The sequence below is a fragment of the Barnesiella sp. An22 genome (assembly GCF_002159975.1).
GTDB classification, from domain to species: domain Bacteria; phylum Bacteroidota; class Bacteroidia; order Bacteroidales; family Barnesiellaceae; genus Barnesiella; species Barnesiella merdigallinarum.
Window position 1 is genome coordinate 1 of the sequence record NZ_NFJR01000004.1, and the last position, 20,258, is coordinate 20,258.

Consider the following 20,258-nt stretch of genomic DNA (forward strand, 5'->3'; position numbering starts at 1 on the left):
TTCTAGGGCAATTGGAGGTATTCTTTTTATCTTTAGCTAAGATACAAATTTTATATTACATTGGCAATCAATTCGTTATAAAGTTTTATTCTTTTTACGACAGTCCCTAGTTAATCCTACATTTTTAATTCATAATTTTTTTTACGAATGAACAAATTCTACTTGTCCATAGCGGTGCTGTGTGCATCGTTATGTGCAGGTGGTGCATGTGCTCAGGAGCCGGTCCGTCGGGTGTTTACGCTGGACGAGATTTTCGACCTGGCCGATCGCAACAGCAAGACACTGCGCCCCTCGTTTACGGCAATCGATGAGGCTAACGAGGCGGTGAGAGTCGCCAAAAACGACCGCTTACCCGACATAGATGTCTCGCTTTCTTTTAGTTACTTGGGCGATGGAACCCTGATGGAGCGTGATTTCACGCAGGTGGAACGGGCTCCGATGCCTCACTTGGGAAACAACTTTGCACTGGAGGTTTCGCAAATCATCTATTCGGGTGGAGCCGTTTCGAACGGTATCGCCATAGCACAGTTGCAAGAGCAGAATGCCCGGCTCGACTGGGCCAAAGACCGCAACAAGGTGCGTTTCCTGCTGGCGGGTTACTACTTCGACCTCTTCAAGCAGCTCAATCTGATCAAGGTTTATGAGCAGAATATCGAGCAGACCAAACAGTTGCTCAAGGATATACGGGCCAAGCAGGGCGAGGGTCTGGCGTTGAAAAACGACATCACCCGCTACGAGCTGCTGCTCTCGGACCTCGAGTTTACCGTCGTGCAAATCAAGAACACGCTGGGTATCCTCAACCGCAACCTGGTTACCAACCTGGGGCTCGACGAGTCGGTATGGATCGAGCCCGACACCACCCTGCTGTCGCGCACGCTGCCCATGGGCGATGCGGCCTACTGGCAAAACGAGGCGATGGAAAACTCGCCCGAACTGAAGCAGTTGGCTCTGGCCGTGCAGATGAACAAGCATCAGGATAAAATCGTGAAGTCCGACCGCCTGCCCAAGATTGCCCTCATGGCCGGCAACCATTTCGACGGCCCTATCACCATCGAGGTTCCTCCCATCAACAAGAATTTCAACTACTGGTATGTAGGCGTAGGGATAAGTTACAATCTGGCTTCGCTCTACAAGACCAACAAGGCGGCCAGCCGCAGCAAGCTGACCATACGCCGCACACAGGAGCGATATGACGACGCGAGCGAACAGACCGGACTGGTCGTGCAGGCGGCCTATGTGCGCTATATCGAGGCCTATGAACAGCTGGTTACCCGCAAGAAGAACGTAGAGCTGGCCGGCCAGAACTACACCGTCATCGCCAACCGCTACAAAAACGAGCTTGCGCTCATCACCGATATGCTCGATGCGAGCAACTCCAAACTCTCGGCCGAGGTACAGCTGGCCAATGCGCAAATCGACATCGCTTTCAATTATTACAAACTTCTTTATTTAACAGGTACATTATAAATCGTTTACAGCTATGAATAAGAAATCACGCAAAATAGTATTCAACGTCGTGGCCATCGCCTTGCTGGTGATTGGTTTTGTATGGGTATGCTCGCGATTTGTCCATCTGGGACGGGTCGAGTATACCGACAATGCGCAGGTACGTCAGCACATCGTACCGGTAAACAGCCGGTTGCAGGGCTTTATCAAGAAGATTTATTTCGAGGAGTATGAGCCGGTGCACAAGGGCGACACGCTGTTGCTCATCGAGGATGCCGAGTTCCGCCTGCGGGTGGCTCAGGCCGAGGCCGACTACCAGAATGCGCTGGCCGGCCGCAGCGCCATGGGTACGGCCGTATCGACGGCCCACAACAACCTGGCCGTGTCGGATGCCGGTATCGAGGAGGTAGAGGTGCTGCTGAAGAATGCCGAGAAAGACTACGAGCGTTACAAGAAGCTGCTTTCCGAAGAGGCTGTGACGCAACAGCAATACGACGGGATGAAGACCAATTACGAGGCCTTGAAGGCCAAGTATGAGATGCTGGTGCGGCAGAGACGTTCGGCCTCGCTGGTGAAGGATGAACAGGCGCAACGCCTCGACCAGAACGAGGCTGCCGTGGCTGTGGCCGAGGCGGCTCTCGACCTGGCCAACCTGAACTTGTCGTACACGGTGGTGCTGGCTCCCTGCGACGGGGTGACTTCGCGCAAGACCATTCAGGAGGGGCAGCTCATTCAGCCGGGGCAGACACTGGTGTCGATTGTCGACGAGGCCGAGAAGTGGGTCGTTGCCAACTACAAGGAGACCCAGACGGCCCACATTGCCAAGGGGATGCCGGTCGACATGACCATCGATGCCATTCCCGGGGTGGTCTATAAAGGTCGGGTGCAGTCCATCTCGAAAGCTACGGGTGCCCAGTATTCGCTGGTACCGCAAGACAACTCGGCCGGCAACTTCGTGAAGGTCGAGCAGCGTATCCCGGTGCGTATCGTCTTTTCGGAGGAGAACTCGCCCGAGGATATGGACAAGCTGCGGGCCGGATTGATTGAACGTAGAGTGTGAGGTAAAGTATCGCGACCATGACTCCGCTCGATGACTTGATGCGCCGGGTGCCCGCCTTCAAGGAGTGGGTGCCCATGTGGGCGCGGGTAGTGTCGTTTCTCTTTTGCATTCTGGTGTTCCAGTGCTCGGGGGGTATCTACCTCTCGTCGGTGAGCGAGATGATGGGGGCCACGACGCTGATGCAGGAAGATATACTCATGGCCGGTTATGCCTCGTTTATCGGCATTACGATGATTTTCCCCGTCCTGTTCCGGCTGAAATTCAGGTTGCCGACACGCACCATTCTGCCCATCGTGGCCGTGGGGCTTATCGTGGGCAATATCATCACGATGAGCACCGACAACCTGATGGTACTGGCGATAACCTGTTTCTTCACGGGAGTGTTGCGCATGTGGGGAACCTTCAAGTGCTTCTCGTCGATACAGTTGCGCATCACCCCCACGCGTAACTTTGCCGTATTCTTCCCGGTTATCTACCTCACGGTATTTGGCTGCATACAATTCTCGGGGCTGGTCACCACCTACCTCACCTACTTTTACAGCTGGCACTACATGCACTACCTGGCCGTAGGGCTGTTGCTGGTGGTGATTGTCCTATCGCAGTGGCTGCTGCGCAAGTTCTATCTGCGTCCGCCGCTGCCGCTCTTCGGCATCGACTGGCTGGGTGCCGTGCTCTGGAGCGTGGTGCTGCTGCTCATCGCATTTGCCTTTAACTACGGCGACTATTACGACTGGTTCGACTCGCCCTACATACGGCTGGCACTGGTGTGTGCGGCTCTGTTTCTCTTCCTGAGTCTGCAGCGCATGTGGCACATACGTCACCCCTATATCGAGCCCGAGACCTTCAAGTACTGGCACTTCGGCACGGTGGTGCTCCTCTTCTTCGCCCTCAACTGCCTGTCGGCCACCTCGACGGTGCTGCAAGGAGCTTTTACGGGAGGCATCCTCCACTACGATTCGCTCAATGCCATCTCGCTCAATGTACCCGGTCTGCTGGGTGTCGTAGCCGGGGCACTCCTGTCGCTACTGCTCCTGGCCCGCTGGCAGATGAGTTACAAGACGGTGACCTTCATCGGGTTTGTGCTGATGGTGGCCTATCAGTTGGTGATGTACTTCTTGATTTCGCCCGACATGAATATCGAGCGGCTCTACCTGCCGCTCTTCCTGAAGAATGCGGGCAATGTGATGATTTATGTGACCCTGACTACCTATCTGTCGCAGATTGTGCCCTTCCGGCACTTCTTTCAGGCCCTTTGTGCCGTGGGTTTCGTGCGCGAGGGGATAGGTGGCCCCATCGCTTCGGCGCTGGTGGCCCGGGTCTTCAAGATGGCGATGCAGTCGAACTACTACACCCTGGGCGGCTCGCTCGATGCCGTGAACCCGCTCACGGACCAGGTACCTTTCTCGGCCTACTTCGGCGAGTTGCAGCGGCAGGCTACGCTGGTCTCGATCAAGCAGGTGTTCGGCTATGCCGTGTTGCTGGGTATCCTGTTCCTCATCGTGATACTCTTCACCCGGTATGCGCGCATTACGCATCGTGTCAAGCTCTTCCGCGTGCCGGTCGTAGGCCGGCTCTTTGCCATCAACCTCTCGCACGAGCGGATGGAAGAGAGTGAACAAGCCGAACGGTAATGACGCTTGAATGATTCAGATAAAAACACAGCCCGCTTTTTGGCGGGCTGTGTGCGTAATTGAAATGTCGATATTGAATTACTCTGTGGCAGGCTCGGACTGTACCTCCAACTCTTCGTCGTCTTGTTCAATCTCTCTCCTCAGCTCTTCGAGAACCTTTCCCTTATAGGTGAAATATTTGGCCCCTTGATAGGTGCCCGACGTATTGCGCTTGTCTTCGGGCATGAAAGTCCCTACAAAGGGCGAGAGTTTATAGATGCGGCCATCGTATTCGATGGAGTTGTCGCTGGCTACTTTTACCTGTATACCCGTGGGAATGAATGTAATATATTCGCCAATAGGAATACCGACCAGACTGAACCGGAAGCGTTCGCGCTTGACTACTCTCTTGTTGTTGGTTGGGGGGCAGTCGTTACCCGGTTCTTGAATGGGCCTGTTGTCGCGATACTCTGTGATGACAGCGTCGTCGATGGTTTGGGCTATGTCCTTGAATATGTCTAAAGCAACTTGTGGCGGCACATTGAAAAACTCTCTGTTTTGGCGAATCCGTAGGTCGGTTAATCGGTCTATGGTTTTGTGTACGAGCTTTTCGACCTCGTTGAATTTTACGGTCTTGATGGTCGCATAAATCTCGAAAGGCAATGGCACGGCGGTATTATCCAGTTCTTTGGAGCGAATATCGACCGGGCGGGCACTCTTCCCGATTTTGACCCAGTCTTCACGAAAACTGGGATTGGTCAAAATATATACATATCCGGGTTCTGTCGTGGTATTCATATTGAATAAGGCTTTGCAATAACAGTAGTGAGAGGGGGTGCAGACACAAGTGAAAATTCACCGGTTCCATTGGGTTGACTATGCCGAACCACATCCTCTCTTTTACAAAGATAGCTATTTGAGGGTAAAGATTTAGGTTATTTGTAAAAAATATCATTTCGAGCAGGATCTCGGCCCTTCGCCGCAAGTATAAATAAGTTTAAAGACCGGGTAAGAGCCAGCCGGTTAAGCCGGTTTTTGCGTAATTTCGCAGTTGTTTTGAAATATTACCAATTATGAACGGGAAGAGGAGTAAGGCGGAGTGGCTGCGGCGCTATGCCAGTTTTGTAGTTATTCTTTTTGTAATCGCTTTCGGTACCTCCTTGTCTATACGGGCCAACCTGGGCTCGTCGCCTATATCGGCTCCCCCCTATATCTTGTCGTTGGTCCCGGGAGTGAACCTGACGATGGGGCAGCTCACCATCTGCATGCACGTGTTTTTCATCACCATTCAGATTCTGTTGCTGCGCCGTAATTTCGAGGCCCGGCAGTATACCCAGATTCTGGTCTCTTTCCTGTTCGGATTCTATACCGACCTCACGATGTGGTTGACCGGTTTCCTGCAAATCCCCTTCGACATCAACCCCATGATAGGTTATCCCTTGCGATTCATCGAGCTGCTCATCGGTGGTGCCGTGTTGGCATTCGGCATTGCGTGCGAGGTGCGTTGCGACTCGCTGATGCTGGCCGGTGAGGGGCTGCCGCTGGCCATATCGAAGTTTCTGAAAAAGGATTTCGGCAAGGTGAAGATCTGTTCCGATACTTCGCTGGTGCTCATCGGTACGATATTCATGTTCATCTTCTTCGGTCTCTGGAGCTGGGAGATGGTTGGTGTAGGTACACTCGTCTCGATGTTTTACGTGGGCTTTATGGTTCGGGTATTCGCCCCGCACATCGGGTGGCTCGACCGCATCTTTATCCCCAAGGCCGAACGGCAGGCTGCTGCGATTGTGGCTGCCGACGAGTGGAGCGGCAACCGCATCATCACCATCGCCCGCATGTATGGCAGTGGGGGCAATGCCGTGGGCGAGGCTGTTGCCCACTGGTTGGGCTGCCCCTGTTACAACCGGCAGATTATAGACCAGACGGCCCGGGAGATGGGCTACTCGACCGACTTTGTGGCCCAGACCGAGCAGAATCTCCCCACCAGCCGCCTGTGGGAGTTGATATTTGCCGATAGCGGTATACCCGCCTCGATGAACCCCTCGAAGGACGATGCCATCTATGTGAACCAGAGCCGTACCATCCGTGAACTGGCTCATAAGGGCGAGTGTGTCATCATCGGCCGGTTGGGCAACTGGATTCTCCGCGACGACCCGCACGTGCTGCGTGTCTTCATCACCTCGGGCCGAGACTTTGCCGTGAAGCAGCTGGTCGACAAACTCCATATTTCGCCCGAAGAGGCTGCCCGTAAAATCGAGCGGGTGAATACCGGTCGGGCCAATCACTACTGGCACTACACCGGCAAACAGTGGACCGATATTGCCGGCTACGACTTGGTAATCAATACCGAACGTACCGGCATCGATGGAGCCGTGGATATGATTCTGCGTGCTTTCAAGAATGTGAAGTAGGGGATAGTCGGGTAGTAGCTTCTTCCCTTTTGATGTTTGTGCAATCTATTTTTGGACTGCGTGGCTGCCTTCTGCATCGGGTGTAGGAGGGAGCACCCTTTTGTTTTGTTACACCCCTGTGGCTACCTGAAAAAATAAATAGAGCTGAAAATCAAATGATTAACAGCTCTATACAGTACCCGAAGGGGGACTTGAACCCCCACAGCCGCAATGGCCAAAGGATTTTAAGTCCTTCGTGTCTACCATTCCACCATTCGGGCAGCCTTGGAGCGAAAAACGGGACTCGAACCCGCGACCCCAACCTTGGCAAGGTTGTGCTCTACCAACTGAGCTATTTTCGCAAATGCGATTGCAAAGATAAAATGCTTTTTTGGTTCTGCAAAATTACGACTCGAAAATCTGTTCCCGTCGGACATTACCCGTGTGGTGAGGTGACCCGGCCTCACAAGCGAAGTCCGGGCGCACTATACCGGGTGTGCAGGTTAGCGGAAGATGAGCTGCCCGCCGGCGGTACCGTAGGGAGCTATCTGGTAGCTTTGCAAGAAGTAGCGACCGTCTTTGGCGGCGCCGGTCATGGGGCCACCGGTCGAGATGTCGTAGGTAGAGCCACATTTGGGGCAACGCAGGCAGAAGTTGTCTTCGTCGAACTCGATGCGGATGTTGGGGTTTATCTCGACAGGGCAGCAGAGGTCGTAGACGAAGGGGATGGCGTGCTCGTTGGTCACGAGCATGAGTCCTCCGTAGCCGGTAGCCGAGGAGAGGTTGTAGGGAAATCCGGCGGGGAGTTTCTGGCTGAGGATAAAGCGGCGGTGTATGAAACTGCCACTTACGCCATACTGGTCCCACATGGCCTGGCTGGCAAACTCGACCCGCACGGCTGCGGCGGGTATGCGGTCGCGGTCGCCTCCGTCGCAGGCAACGGCGGCCAAGGCGAGCAGGAGCAGGAGTAGGTGTTGCAATCGTTTCATTTCAGTATCTCCTCTATCATTTCGGTTTCGGTGTCCGTGAGCGACAGGGCCGTGGTGGCGTGCAGGTTGTCTTTCAGCTGGTCGAGGTTGCGGGCGCCCACGATTACGGTGCTCACTTCGCTTTGGCGCAATACCCAGGCGAGGGCCAGTTGCGAGAGGGTTTGTCCCCGCTGGTCGGCTATCGCTTTCAGCCGGGCCACGCGAGCTATCTTTTCGGGGGTGATATCGGTTGTCTTCAGATACCCTTCGGGGCGGGCGGCACGCGAGTCGGCCGGGATGCCGTGCAGGTATTTGCCGGTGAGTATGCCTTGGGCCAGCGGCGAGAAGGCTACGACGCCTATACCTTTGGAGGCGCAGAGTTGCAGGTGGTGCTCCTCGACGTGGCGGTCGAACATGTTGTAGCGGTCCTGGTAGGCCAGGCAGGGTACACCGGCGGAGTGCAGGTAGTTGAGGGCATAGAGCAGCTTGTCGATGGGGTATTTCGAGAGCCCGATGTAGAGCGCTTTGCCCTGGCGCACGATGTCGACGAGGGCCTGCATGGTCTCGTCGATGGGGGTAACCCCGTCGTAGCGGTGGCTGTAGAAGAGGTCGACGTAGTCGAGCCCCATGCGTTGCAGACTTTGGTCGATGCTGGCCATGAGGTTCTTGCGCGAGCTGTTGCCGCCGTAGGGGCCGGGCCACATGTCGTGACCGGCTTTCGAGGTGATGAACATCTCGTCGCGGTGGGCGGCGAAGCACTGTTTCATCATGCGGCCGAAATTCTCCTCGGCACTGCCGGCGGGCGGTCCGTAGTTGTTGGCCAGGTCGAAGTGGCAAATGCCGTGATCGAAGGCATATTTGACCATCTCGAGTTGGGTGGCATACGAGTCGATGTGACCGAAGTTGTGCCAGAATCCGAGCGAGATGACGGGCAGTTGTATGCCGCTGTTTCCGCAACGGCGATAAATCATGCCGTTGGTGTAGCGGTCGGGTTGCGGTTGGTAATCCATAGGCCTATGAGTTTTGGCGACCGAGAAGCCGGGCTTCGGCCTCCTGGGCGCGAGCGAAGTCGAAACTGGCGACCGTCTGCTGCATGAGGGCGGTGATGCGGTCGTTGCACAAGTTGCCCATGCTGCCTTCGTGGGTGTGGACGATGTGCTTGTCGGGGGTGAAGTGCCCGGCCTCGATCTCGAGCCCCACCTGCTTGTAGGCATCGCGAAAGGGGACACCGGCCTGTACGCGGCGGTTCACCTCCTCGACGCTGAACATGAGGTTGTAGCGCGGGTCGTCGACGATGTGGGTGTTGACCTCGATTTGCGACATCATCTGGTTGACCATGTGCAGGCAGTCGTCCAGTTCGTCGAAGGCGGGGAGGAACAACTCCTTGATGATTTGCAGGTCGCGGAAGTAGCCCGAAGGCAAGTTGTTGGCTATGAGTGTAATCTGGTAGGGAAGGGCCTGCAGCTTGTTGCATTTGGCCCGGGTCAGTTCGAATACGTCGGGGTTCTTCTTGTGGGGCATGATGCTCGAGCCGGTGGTAAAGGCGTCGGGCAACTTGATGAAGGCGAAGTTTTGCGAGTTGTAGAGGCAGGCGTCGAAGGCCAGTTTGGCCAGCGTCGCCGCTATCGAGGCGATGGCCGAGGCGACGATGCGCTCGGTCTTGCCGCGTCCCATCTGGGCATACACCACGTTGTAGTCCATCGACTCGAATCCCAGCAGGTCGGTGGTGCGGGTGCGGTCGAGGGGGAACGACGAACCATATCCGGCAGCCGACCCCAGCGGGTTGCGGTTGCACACCCGGTAGGCGGCTTGCATGACGATGAGGTCGTCGACCAGGCTCTCGGCGTATGCCGCAAACCAGAGGCCGAACGACGAGGGCATGGCCACCTGCAGGTGGGTGTAGCCCGGCATGAGTACCTGTTTGTACCGTTCGCTTTGGTCGATGAGCGTATTGAACAGCGTCTCTACCCCCTCGACGGTATGTTGCAGCCGGGCCCGGGTGAAGAGCTTGAGGTCGACCAGCACCTGGTCGTTGCGCGAGCGTCCGCTGTGTATCTTCTTGCCCATGTCGCCCAACCGGCGGGTGAGCATCAGCTCGACCTGCGAGTGCACATCCTCGACCCCCTCTTCGATGGTGAATTGCCCCGACTGGGTTTCGGCGTAGATGTGTCGTAACTCGGCGGTCAGCTTCTCCAGCTCGTCGGCCGAGAGGAGCCCGATGGATTGCAACATGTTGATGTGAGCCAGCGAGCCCAGAATGTCGTAGGGGGCCAGATAGAGGTCCATTTCCCGGTCCCGGCCTACGGTGAATCGCTCTACGTCGTGATTGACCTGTACCGATTTTTCCCAAAGTTTCTGTGCCATTCGAGTTACGTTTTTAAGATTCTACAAATAGATTGCGGGCAGACTACCTCCTGATTATTGCTCGTAGGGGAGCACCACCAGCATGTCGGCCATTTTGTCGACCCCCTCTTGCAAGGGTTTCGACACCATGGGCTTGATGAAGGGGTTGAGGTCGGCCTTGACGGTGACGCGCGAAGCGGTCTCGCACTCGCCGGTGGGTACGAACTGTATCCACAGGTTGAGGGGCAGCGGCGAGTTTTCGGCCTCGAACTTGATGGTCTTGTTGGGCTCCCGGTTTACGATGCGGAAGGTGACCGAGCCGATGGGGCTCACCTCGATCGAGAGGCTGTCGCTGTCGTATCCCGTAATCTTGAGTTTGTTCTGGTTTTCGGGAGCGTTCAACACGCTTTGGAAGCGGTCGAGGTTCGAGAGGTCGGAGAGCAGGGCATACACCTTCTCTACGGCGTGGGCAATCCGCACCGTTTTACTTTCGAAACTGCTGGTCATACGGCGGGCGTGTTGTTGGGACCTTGCCAGCTCGAGGGGTCTTTGCGCCACTCTTGCAGAGTCTCGAGGTCTTCGGGTTTGATATAGTTGGTCTCGAGAGCCGTCTCGAGCATGGCGTTGTAGTTGCTCAACGTAATCAGTTCTACCTGAGCGGCCTTGAACTTGCGCGTGGCAACGGGGAAGCCGTAGGTGAAGATGGCTACCATACCGATGACTTCGCAGCCGGCGTTGCGGATGGCTTCGACTGCTTTCAGACTGCTGCCGCCGGTCGAGATGAGGTCTTCGATAACGACTACCTTTTGTCCGGGAACCAGGTTACCCTCGATGAGGTTCTCGAGTCCGTGGTCTTTCGGTGCCGAGCGCACATATACATAGGGTAACCCCAGTGTGTCGGCTACCAGTGCACCTTGGGCAATGGCGCCTGTGGCTACGCCGGCAATGGCATCGGCCGAGCCGAAGTTTTCCATAATAACCCGGCAAAGTTCTACCTTGATGAAACTTCTCACCTCGGGGTAGGAGAGGGTACGGCGGTTATCGGTGTATATGGGTGAATTCCAGCCCGATGCCCATACGAAAGGATTCTCGGGTTGCAGTTTGATGGCTCTGATTTTTAAGAGTTTCTCGGCCAGTAATCGTTCTACCGTTTTCATGACGAATAATATTTAGGATAATCGAAAGACAAAGGTAAGAAAAATAGCAGATAAACGGCCGAATGGAATCTAAAAATATGAAAATATTTACTGCGCGGCAGCCAGGGTGAGGCAACTGATGCGAGGCTCGCCGTGGGCGTGGAGTGCTTGGGCGCAGGCCAAGAGGGTGGCGCCGGTGGTCACCACGTCGTCGACGAGCAGGATGTGGCGGCCGGTCAGGTCGGGAGCCAGCCGGGCGTCGTAGGCCGAGTGGGTGTCGAGCCAGCGGTCGTAGATGCCCTTGCGGGTTTGCGAGTGGGAGTCGCGGGTGTGCTGCAGCCAACGGGTGCAGAGTTCTATGCCGGTGGCGTGTGCCACGCCGCGGGCTATCCATTCGCTCTGGTTGTAGCCCCGGCGGCGCAGTTTGGCGGGATGCAGGGGCACGGGTACCAGTGTGTCGATGCCGTCGAAGAACCGGTGCGGCTGTAACTCGCGGGCAAAGATTTCGCCCAGTACGAGGCCGCACCGTTTGCCGCCGTGGTATTTGATGTGGTGTATCAGTTGCCTCACGTCGCCCGGGGTGGTGAAGTGGAAGAAGGCGGCGCATCGCTCGATGGGAATCTTGCCCAGAAAGAGCTGGGCCATGGGGCTGAGTGGGTCGAGGTGGTAGCCGGTGCGGGGCAGGCGGTGCAGGCAGCCGGTACAGAGCCCCCGCTCGTCGCGGTTCATGGCCCGCAGGCAGACGGGGCAGAGGCGCGGAAAGAAGAGGTCGAGCAGGTCGTCGAGCGGATGGAGCCGTTTCATGGCACGACCTGTTTTAATGCGTTGAAAATAAGTGCTGATTCGAATCCCCGGGAGGTGGCGAAGCGGAAGAGTTTGGCCCGTCGGGCTTCGGGGTCGTCGTCGCGAATCGAGCGCGATTTGGCTTGCAGCAGTTCGAGCAGACGGTCGTTGTACTGCTCCTCGTCGAGGGTGGCGAGGGCGTGGTCTATGTCGCTGCCGTCGATGCGTTTCTGCTGCAGGGCGTAGCGCATCTTGATGCGGCCCCATCCCGAGAAGCGGAATTTGTCTTTGACGAAGGCCACGGCGTAACGTTGCTCGTCGATAAACCGCTCTTGCACGAGCCGGTCGATGATGGTGCGGCTGTCGGCTTCGGTCACGCCCCATCGGGCCAGTTTTTCACGAATGTCGGCCGTGCAGTGTTCGGCCGATGAGCAGAGGGCGGCGGCCCGGTGCAGGGCTTCGGGGGGTGTCAGTATTTTAGCCATGAGCGTGAGGTTTTATGGCCGATGCAAACCGGTCTTTGTCGTAGAGGTCGTGTATGATGCGTATCTGTTCGTAGCCCTGGCGCTCCAGCATGCAGGCGCAGGCGGGGCCCTGAGCCTCGTTGATTTCGAAGTAGAGGCGGCCGCCGGGCGAGAGCAGGGTGAGACCGTCGCGGGCTATCTTGTCGTAGAAGAGCAACGGGGTCTCGTCGGGGACGAAGAGGGCTTCGTGCGGTTCGTAGCCCAGCACGTTTTCGCTCATGGCCCGGCTTTCGCTCCGGCAGATGTAGGGCGGGTTGCTCACGATGAGGTCGAGCGAACCGGGCGTGAGTTGCGAGAGGTCGTAGTGGAGGATGTCGCGCTGGTAGAAGTCGACCGTCACCTGCTGGAGCTCGGCGTTGCGGCGGGCAATCGCCAGGGCCTCGGGCGAGAGTTCCCACGCCTCGACCCGGCATTGGGGCAGCTCCCGAGCCAGGGTGACGGCAATGCAGCCGCTGCCCGTACCCAGGTCGGCGATGCGCAGCGGGCGGCTGCGGTTCTCGTCGATGATGAGGCGCACCAGCTCTTCGGTCTCGGGGCGGGGAATGAGCGCGCCGGGGGCGATGTAGAAGCGGCGGTCGCAAAACCATGCATAGCCCAGAATGTACTGGATAGGCTCCTGCCGGGCGAGCCGACTGGCTATCTCCTCGATTTTTCGGTGCATATCCTCAGATAAAATCGTATCTTTGCGGAGCAGTATATCGGTAGGGGTATAGTCGCACAGTGCCTCGAAAATCAGCCGGATGAAGCCGTTGATTTCGCCGGGCGGATAGATGCCCTGGAGGGTGTGGCGCAGGAGGTCGATACTCGGTTGCATGTTGACAGTTGTTAGGAACCGAGGCGATACAGACCCGTAAAACCTGCTGCCGATGGCTGCCGTGCCGGGGTGTCGCTGTCTCGGTGTGTGGCAAAGGTAAATAAAAAAGTTCAAGATATGGATAGAGATGTAGATTCTGCTTTCATGCGCCGGTGCCTGCAACTGGCTTCGCTGGGGCGCGGCCATGTGGCTCCCAACCCCATGGTGGGGGCGGTGGTGGTGCACGAGGGGCGCATCATCGGCGAGGGGTATCACCGCTGTTTCGGCAAGCCTCATGCCGAGGTGAACGCCATCGCCTCGGTGGCCTACGAGTCGCTGTTGCCCCAGTCGACCCTGTATGTATCGCTCGAGCCCTGCTCGCATTACGGGAAGACACCGCCCTGTGCCGAACTGATTGTGGCCAAACGCATTCCGCGGGTGGTCGTGGGGTGTCTCGACCCCTTCCCGGCCGTGTCGGGACGAGGTGTTGCCCGGCTGCGCGAGGCGGGCGTCGAGGTGGTTACCGGCGTGCTCGAGGCCGAGTGTCTGGCGTTGAACCGTACCTTTATGACCTTTCAGACCCGCCATCGCCCCTTCGTCACCCTCAAGTGGGCGCAGAGCAGCGACGGGTTCATCGACCGGGTGCGTGAGCCGGGTGAACCGGCGGCCCGTATCTCGGACGATGTCTCGTCCGTGTGGGTGCACCGCCTGCGGGCCGAGTCCGACGCTATTCTGGTGGGAACCCGCACGGCCATATCCGACAACCCTTCGCTCACGACGCGCCTCTGGCCCGGACGTTCGCCCCTGCGCATCGTGCTCGACGAGCATGCCCGCGTGCCGGCCGACCGGCAACTCTTTACCGACGGCCTGCCTACGCTCGTGGTGACCGGCCCGGAGACCGACTACCCGGTGCTGCCGCCGTCGGTCGAGGTGGTGCACCTGCCCTTTGGCGAGGCATTGATACCGGCCCTGCTCGACGAGCTATATCGTCGTCGCCTGCAGCATCTCGTAGTCGAGGGTGGTGCTGCTCTGTTACAGTCGTTTATCGACGCGGGCCACTGGGACGAGGCCCGTGTTGAGACCGGCCCCCTCGTGCTGGAGCAGGGTGTGGCCGCCCCGTCGATGGGTCGGCTACCGCAACAGACAGAGTGGTGCGGCCGGGCCCGAATCGAGTGGTACGAAAATAGGTAAAAAGCAACCGTTCACCCGGCGAATCGTGCGGTTTGTCTAAAATTGTGCGTGCGGCCTTGCTGTTTTTGCTATTTTTGTTTCACGGAAACCGGATGCGGTTGGGCATAACAAATTCGAAGTGTTTGCCCATACGTTCACCTTTCGCCATTTTGAACTCGGAAAAGCCTAAGCGACAAGTAGAGGCTTATCCATAAATAATTATAATTATCGGAGTTTGTAGTATGCAAAGAAAAAAATGTTGCTAAATTTGCCGATTGTAACTGCAAACTTGTAACGCATATCAGTTGATGAAGACGCAAAAAATATACTTTTTTCTGTGTATAGCCGCTCTGTTTTTATCTGGCATTTCGTGCAACTCTACCGATGACGAGGAGATAACCTATACCATCTCGGAGAGTGTGCGGGTTACCAGCTTCTCTTTGGCAGCCAACGACTCGGTGTTGGCCAATCTCGATACCGTATTCTTCACCATCGACCTGAACGGTGGGCAGATTTTCAATGCCGACTCCCTGCCGGTGGGTACCGACGTATCGGCCTTGATTGCCAACATTTCGTTCGACAACGTGGCACAGGCAAAAATCATCATGGACCGCGGCGATGCCACCAAAAACGATACCATCGACTATCTGGCTTCGCCTACCGACTCGATTGACTTTACATCGAAGGTGTCGCTGGTGGTAACCGCTCAGAACGGGGTGACCGAGAAGTGGTATTCGCTGAAGGTCAACGTGCATCAGATGGACCCCGACTCGCTCTACTGGAACGCCCCCTTCGGGGTGAAGCCGCTGCCGTGTGGCGAAGGTGTTGCCGTGACGACGCAGAAGGCGGTCTACTTTAAGGGGAAAGCCTATTCGTTTATCGAGTCCAATTCGACTTGTACCGTATATATGACCGACAATCCCTATGCCGGCGAGTGGACTTCGCAGACGGTGACTGCCTTTACACCCAAAGTGCAGTCGGTTCAGGCGACCGACGACGCCCTCTATATGCTGGACCAGAGCGGCGAGCTCTATCGCTCGGAAGATGGTGCGAACTGGACCGCAACAGGCCAAAGTTTCTACTCGCTGGTAGGCTCGTGGAAATCGCGCGTGCTGGGTGTCGTCCTGGACAATGGCGTCTACAAACACGACTGCTATCCGCGTCCCGAGGGTTTCACCCCCTATCCCGTACCCGAAAACTTCCCCGTTACGGGCAGCAGCCAGATGGTTACCTTCGTGTCGGAGTACGACCTGAATACCCCCCAGTCGATTATGATTGGCGGCCGCACGGCCAACAACCGCCTGACGGGAGCCACCTGGGGTTACGACGGTGAGGCTTGGGCACAGCTCGCCGGGTCGATAAAACCCTGCGAGGGAGCGTTGCTCTTCCCCTATTTCACCTTTACGACCAACGAATATTGGATTACGACCCAATACACCTCGTGGATTGTCATCGGCGGCCGCGAAGCCGAAGGGGTGGCCGACTCGGTATATGTGTCGGTCAACAACGGCAATACGTGGACAGCAGCCCCCGAATCGCTGGCCATGCCCTCCTATATCAATCCGCGGGCCTTTGCCTCGGTGCTGGTCATCGGCTCTGACTTCAGCGCTTCACAGAAGGCATCGCCGCTGTGGCGATTCATGCCCGTGCGTCAGGTAGCCGGTATGGCCACCACGCGAGCCAACGACGATTACAAGATTCCCTACATCTATATCTTTGGTGGAGAAAACAACTCGGGTACCGTCTACAACCAGATATGGCGGGGCGCGATAGGACGCCTGCGGTATCCGCCTATACCTTGATAGCGATGGGGGAGAGTGAACGGGACATATACTTTTCATCGGATTATTCCGTTTTATGTATGTAGGCATGTAAAAATGGCGCGCACATGAAAAGAATAATTCCGATATTAGTGATGTTGATCAGTTGCACGGCCGCCGTGTCGGCACAAGACTACCGCTTCGATGCGGGTCTGGCCGGAGGCATAAGCTGTTATATGGGCGATGCGAACCAAGTGTCGCCGTGGCACCGGCCGGGAGTGGCGGTGAGCGGGGTCTTCCGCTTTTTGCTCAACTACCGGTGGGCTGTCAAGACCGATTTTTCGGCCATGCAGTTTTCGGGCGATACCCGCGACTTCGACAACCGGTTTCCCAACGGGAGCGACTATTCGTTCGAGAGTTGGCAATACCGGTTGGGCGGACAGATAGAGTTCAACTTTTTCAACTACGGAATGGGTTACTCCTATCTGGGTACCAAGCGCCTGTCGCCCTATTTGCTGGCGGGGGCCGGTGTAGGATACTCGACCGTCGAGAGTGGTTACGTGAGTGTCGACGGCTCGTTGGGCGTGGGGGTGAAATACAAGATAGCCCCGCGATGGAACATAAGTTTGGAGTTTGCCATGCACAAGACGTTGGGCGACAGCTTCGACGGCAAGTCATTGAGCGACCCCTATAATATAAAGAGTAGCGTGCTGAAGAATACCGATTGGTTTTCAACGACGTTGTTTTCGATCACGTATGAATTTGGCCGCAAGAAAGGAATTTGTAACAACGATAATCGTTGAAAAACATGACATACGCAGAGCAGATAAATCGTACTCGTGTGCCTAAGCACATCGCCATTATCATGGACGGCAACGGCCGTTGGGCCAAGGAACGGGGACTGGATCGCTCGGAGGGCCATCGCAAGGGACTCGACGTAGTCCACGAAATTACCGATGCCGCCGCCGAGGTGGGGGTACAGTACCTTACGCTATATGCCTTCTCGACCGAGAACTGGAACCGGCCGCAAGCCGAGGTCGACGCCCTGATGGCTCTGGTGGTCTTCGGTATCGAACGCGAGACCCCCGGCATGATCGAGAAGGGGGTGCGCCTGTCGGTCATCGGCGACATAGACCGTCTGCCGGCCGACGTCAAAGCCCGTCTGTTGAAGTGTATCAGCGACACCTCGGGCGGGAAACGCATCGTCTTGAATCTGGCTCTCAGCTACTCGTCGCGGTGGGAGATTGCCCGTGCCGCCCGCTGCATTGCCCGGGAGGTCGAGGCCGGTCGTCTGGCTGTCGACGACATCACCGAGACAACCCTCGATCGCTACATGACCACGGCCGACATGCCCAACCCCGATTTGCTCATCCGCACCGGCGGCGAGATACGCCTCAGTAACTTCCTGCTGTGGCAGTTGTCCTATGCCGAGTTCTATTTTACCGAGGAGTATTGGCCCGACTTTACCGGCGAGAGCCTCTACCAGGCCATTGTCGAGTACCAGTCGCGTGAACGTCGGTTCGGCAAAACGAGTGAACAACTATAAATGAAGAATTTGAACTTGAAAATACAGTATAATATGCCTTTAAGGTATCTGGCCGTCTTTTTGACATTGTCTTTGTGTTCATGGGCGGCAACCGCACAGAATGAAGAGAAGCTCGACACGATATACAACCCCAAAGTTGTCTACTCGGCTATTCCGCAGAAATACGAAATTGCCGGTATTACCGTGACCGGTGCACCCAACTACGAGGACTATGTGCTCATCGGTTACTCGGGGCTCGAGGTGGGACAGGTAATCGAGATTCCCGGTAACGCCATTACCGATGCTGCCAAGAAATTCTGGCGGCAGGGCCTCTTCTCCGACGTGGTCATCAAGTTGACCAAGACCTATGGCGACAAGGCGTGGATCGAAATTCAGCTCAAGCAACAGCCGCGTATCTCGCAAATCAACTACCACGGCCTCAAGAAGAGCGAGCGCGAAGATCTGGAGATGCGTCTGGGGCTGGTGAAGGGTAACCAGATTACCCCCAACATTGTCGACCGTGCCACTTCCATCATCAAGAAACATTTCGAGGAGAAGGGCTTCAAGAATGCCGAGGTAAACATCCGGCAGACCGATGACCTCACCCACGAAAACGAGGTAATCGTCGACATCTACATCGACAAGAAAGAGAAAATCAAAGTTCACAAGATATACATCGAGGGCAACCAGGCTCTCTCGGACCGGAAGATCAAGTGGGCTATGAAGAAGACCAACGAGAAGGGCAACCTGCTCCACCTCTTCCGTACCAAGAAATTTGTCGAGGAGAACTACAAAAACGACAAGAACCTCATTATCGAGAAGTACAACGAGCTGGGCTACCGCGATGCAACCATCGTGAGCGACAGCGTGGTACGCTACAACGACAAGACCGTCGACGTCTACCTCACCATCGACGAGGGCGACAAATACTACATCCGCAACATCGACTGGGTGGGCAACACCATCTATCCCTCGGACTACCTCTCGGCCGTGCTGGGCATGAAGCCGGGCGATGTCTATAACCAGAAGATGCTCAACAAGCGGACCATGGAGGACGAAGATGCCGTGGCCAACCTCTACATGGACCGCGGTTACCTCTTCTTCCAGCTGGTGCCCATCGAGGGGAATGTACAGAACGACTCCATCGATCTGGAGATTCGCCTCTTCGAGGGTCCGCAGGCCCGCATCAACAAGGTGGTCATCAACGGTAACGACCGTCTGTACGAGCACGTTATCCGTCGTGAGCTGCGTACCAAGCCGGGCGAACTCTTCAGCAAGTCGGACCTCATGCGTTCGGCCCGTGAGATTGCCCAGACCGGTCACTTCGACCCCGAGACCATGGACATCAAACCCGAGCCCAACGAAGAGAACGGTACGGTAGACCTTATCTACAACCTCGAGTCGAAGGCCAACGACCAGATTGAATTCTCGGCCGGTTGGGGCCAGACGGGTGTAATTGGTAAACTCAGTCTCAAATTCACCAACTTCTCCATCAAGAACCTGTTGAACCCCAAATCGTTCAAGGGTATTATCCCGCAGGGCGACGGACAGACTTTCACCATCAGTGCGCAGACCAATGCCCGCTACTATCAGCAGTACAGCATCTCGTTCTACGACCCCTGGTTCGGTGGCAAGCGTCCTAACTCGTTCCAGTTCTCGGCCTATTACAGCCGCCAGACCGGTATCGAGAGCTCGTTCCTGAGCAATGCCTACAACAGCATCTACAACAATGCGTTGTATGGCGGTTATTATGGAAGTTACGGCGGCTACTACAACAACTATTACAACGACTACTACCAGAGTGCCTACGAGAACGCACTCGACCCCAACAAGTCGTTGCAGATGGTGGGTGTATCGTTCGGCTTCGGTAAACGGTTGGAGTGGCCCGACGACTACTTCACCTTCATGGCCGAGCTCGGTTACCAGGCCTATATCCTCAAGAACTGGGAGTACCTCTATTACATGCAGAACGGTACGTCGCACAGCTTCACGCTGGGTCTGACTCTGGGTCGTAGCTCTATCGACAACCCCATCTACACCCGCCGCGGTTCGCAGTTCACCCTCTCGGCACAGTTCACGCCGCCCTATTCGCTCTTCTCCAAGACCGACTACAAGAGCCTCTACGAAAGCTCGTCGCGAGCCGACCGCGAGAAACTCTACCGCTGGATCGAGTATTACAAGATCAAGTTCAAGAGCCGCGTCTATACGCCGCTGAACAACTCGGAGAAATATACGCTGGTGCTCATGGGCCGTGCCGACTTCGGTTTGCTGGGCTCGTACAACAAATACAAACAGACCCCCTTCGAGACCTTCTGTGTGGGAGGTGACGGTATGACCGGTTCCTATACCTATGCTACCGAGACCATCGGTTTGAGAGGTTATGACAACAACTCGCTCACGCCTTATTATGACGGTCGTGCCTATACCCGCTTCTCGATGGAGTTGCACTTCCCGTTCCTGTTGCAACCCTCATCGACCATCTACGGTTTGGCCTTTGTCGAGGGCGGTAATGCCTGGACCCAGCTCGAGAATTTCAACCCCTTCTCGCTGAAACGTTCGGCCGGTGTGGGTGTGCGCATCTTCCTGCCGATGATTGGTCTGATGGGTATCGACTGGGCCTACGGTTTCGACAAGGTACAGGGCGAACGCGGTGGAGGCCACTTCCACTTCATCCTGGGTCAGGAATTTTAATTTGTGAAAAAACAGATGTATTTTGTGTTAAATGCTCTAAAAGGATAGCGCGGTTTAAT

17 protein-coding genes, 2 tRNA genes and 1 pseudogene are annotated in these 20,258 nt (G+C 56.2%); 9 read left to right on the forward strand and 11 right to left on the reverse strand.

Going from position 1 to position 20,258, the window contains the following annotated elements:
- The first annotated feature begins 147 nt into the window (after positions 1-147).
- The 3 genes and pseudogenes from B5F38_RS05385 to B5F38_RS05395 all read left to right on the forward strand — a co-directional run bounded on the left by B5F38_RS05385 (position 148) and on the right by B5F38_RS05395 (position 4,137).
- Positions 148-1,467: a TolC family protein gene (locus tag B5F38_RS05385; RefSeq protein WP_087408293.1), complete on the forward strand. Its 1,320-nt coding sequence runs from the start codon at positions 148-150 to the stop codon at positions 1,465-1,467.
- A 13-nt stretch (positions 1,468-1,480) separates the two neighbouring features.
- A pseudogene (locus B5F38_RS05390) lies at positions 1,481-2,540 on the forward strand (HlyD family secretion protein).
- A complete protein-coding gene (locus B5F38_RS05395; protein ID WP_087408294.1) occupies positions 2,524-4,137 on the forward strand; it encodes a hypothetical protein in 1,614 nt (537 codons plus the stop codon). Before B5F38_RS05390 ends, B5F38_RS05395 begins: the two are co-directional and overlap by 17 nt.
- 78 nt (positions 4,138-4,215) lie before the next feature.
- Here the strand turns inward: B5F38_RS05395 and B5F38_RS05400 are convergent, their stop codons facing one another.
- Complete coding sequence (locus tag B5F38_RS05400) at positions 4,216-4,914, reverse strand: GIY-YIG nuclease family protein (RefSeq protein WP_087408295.1); 699 nt, start codon at positions 4,912-4,914, stop codon at positions 4,216-4,218.
- A 275-nt stretch (positions 4,915-5,189) separates the two neighbouring features.
- On the opposite strand from B5F38_RS05400, the gene B5F38_RS05405 reads away from it, so the two are divergent.
- On the forward strand, positions 5,190-6,527 hold the full coding sequence (locus B5F38_RS05405) for a cytidylate kinase family protein (protein WP_087408296.1): 1,338 nt from the start codon (positions 5,190-5,192) through the stop codon (positions 6,525-6,527).
- 176 nt (positions 6,528-6,703) lie between these two features.
- On the opposite strand, the gene B5F38_RS05410 is transcribed toward B5F38_RS05405, so the two are convergent.
- From B5F38_RS05410 to prmC, 10 genes are all read right to left on the reverse strand, one after another.
- Positions 6,704-6,787 (reverse strand) — tRNA-Leu (locus B5F38_RS05410).
- A gap of 5 nt (positions 6,788-6,792) precedes the next feature.
- Positions 6,793-6,868: transfer RNA gene (locus B5F38_RS05415), tRNA-Gly, on the reverse strand.
- Positions 6,869-7,009: 141 nt separating this feature from the next.
- Positions 7,010-7,495 carry a hypothetical protein gene (locus B5F38_RS05420; protein ID WP_087408297.1) on the reverse strand — a complete coding sequence of 162 codons (486 nt, stop codon included), beginning with the start codon at positions 7,493-7,495 and terminating at the stop codon, positions 7,010-7,012.
- Positions 7,492-8,484: an aldo/keto reductase gene (locus B5F38_RS05425; protein WP_087408298.1), complete on the reverse strand. Its 993-nt coding sequence runs from the start codon at positions 8,482-8,484 to the stop codon at positions 7,492-7,494. The genes B5F38_RS05420 and B5F38_RS05425 overlap by 4 nt, the downstream gene beginning before the upstream one ends.
- A 4-nt stretch (positions 8,485-8,488) precedes the next feature.
- Entirely contained in the window at positions 8,489-9,838 is a 1,350-nt protein-coding gene (argH, locus tag B5F38_RS05430; protein ID WP_087408299.1) for an argininosuccinate lyase, read from the reverse strand.
- 54 nt (positions 9,839-9,892) lie between these two features.
- Positions 9,893-10,324 (reverse strand): SRPBCC family protein, encoded by a 432-nt coding sequence (locus tag B5F38_RS05435; protein WP_087408300.1) that lies wholly within the window; start codon positions 10,322-10,324, stop codon positions 9,893-9,895.
- Positions 10,321-10,974: an orotate phosphoribosyltransferase gene (gene pyrE, locus B5F38_RS05440; RefSeq protein ID WP_087408301.1), complete on the reverse strand. Its 654-nt coding sequence runs from the start codon at positions 10,972-10,974 to the stop codon at positions 10,321-10,323. The genes B5F38_RS05435 and pyrE overlap by 4 nt, the downstream gene beginning before the upstream one ends.
- 87 nt (positions 10,975-11,061) lie before the next feature.
- Positions 11,062-11,757 carry a phosphoribosyltransferase family protein gene (locus B5F38_RS05445; protein WP_087408302.1) on the reverse strand — a complete coding sequence of 232 codons (696 nt, stop codon included), beginning with the start codon at positions 11,755-11,757 and terminating at the stop codon, positions 11,062-11,064.
- On the reverse strand, positions 11,754-12,221 hold the full coding sequence (locus B5F38_RS05450; RefSeq protein WP_087408303.1) for a regulatory protein RecX: 468 nt from the start codon (positions 12,219-12,221) through the stop codon (positions 11,754-11,756). Before B5F38_RS05450 ends, B5F38_RS05445 begins: the two co-directional genes overlap by 4 nt.
- The gene (gene prmC / locus B5F38_RS05455) at positions 12,214-13,074 is read right to left on the reverse strand and encodes a peptide chain release factor N(5)-glutamine methyltransferase (protein ID WP_087408304.1); all 861 of its coding nucleotides are present in this window, start codon (positions 13,072-13,074) and stop codon (positions 12,214-12,216) included. The genes B5F38_RS05450 and prmC overlap by 8 nt, the downstream gene beginning before the upstream one ends.
- Positions 13,075-13,191: 117 nt before the next feature.
- Between prmC and ribD the strand changes: the two genes are divergently transcribed.
- The 5 genes from ribD (at position 13,192) to B5F38_RS05480 (ending at position 20,199) form a co-directional block, all read left to right on the forward strand.
- The gene (ribD, locus tag B5F38_RS05460) at positions 13,192-14,244 is read left to right on the forward strand and encodes a bifunctional diaminohydroxyphosphoribosylaminopyrimidine deaminase/5-amino-6-(5-phosphoribosylamino)uracil reductase RibD (RefSeq protein ID WP_087408305.1); all 1,053 of its coding nucleotides are present in this window, start codon (positions 13,192-13,194) and stop codon (positions 14,242-14,244) included.
- A 287-nt stretch (positions 14,245-14,531) separates the two neighbouring features.
- Complete coding sequence (locus tag B5F38_RS05465) at positions 14,532-16,025, forward strand: DUF6242 domain-containing protein (RefSeq protein ID WP_087408306.1); 1,494 nt, start codon at positions 14,532-14,534, stop codon at positions 16,023-16,025.
- A gap of 86 nt (positions 16,026-16,111) precedes the next feature.
- Positions 16,112-16,786: a DUF6089 family protein gene (locus B5F38_RS05470; RefSeq protein WP_087408307.1), complete on the forward strand. Its 675-nt coding sequence runs from the start codon at positions 16,112-16,114 to the stop codon at positions 16,784-16,786.
- Between the two features lie 5 nt (positions 16,787-16,791).
- Entirely contained in the window at positions 16,792-17,529 is a 738-nt protein-coding gene (locus tag B5F38_RS05475) for an isoprenyl transferase (RefSeq protein WP_087408308.1), read from the forward strand.
- A gap of 33 nt (positions 17,530-17,562) precedes the next feature.
- Positions 17,563-20,199, forward strand: coding sequence for a POTRA domain-containing protein (locus B5F38_RS05480; RefSeq protein ID WP_087408480.1), 2,637 nt, complete (start codon positions 17,563-17,565; stop codon positions 20,197-20,199).
- Positions 20,200-20,258 lie beyond the last annotated feature (59 nt).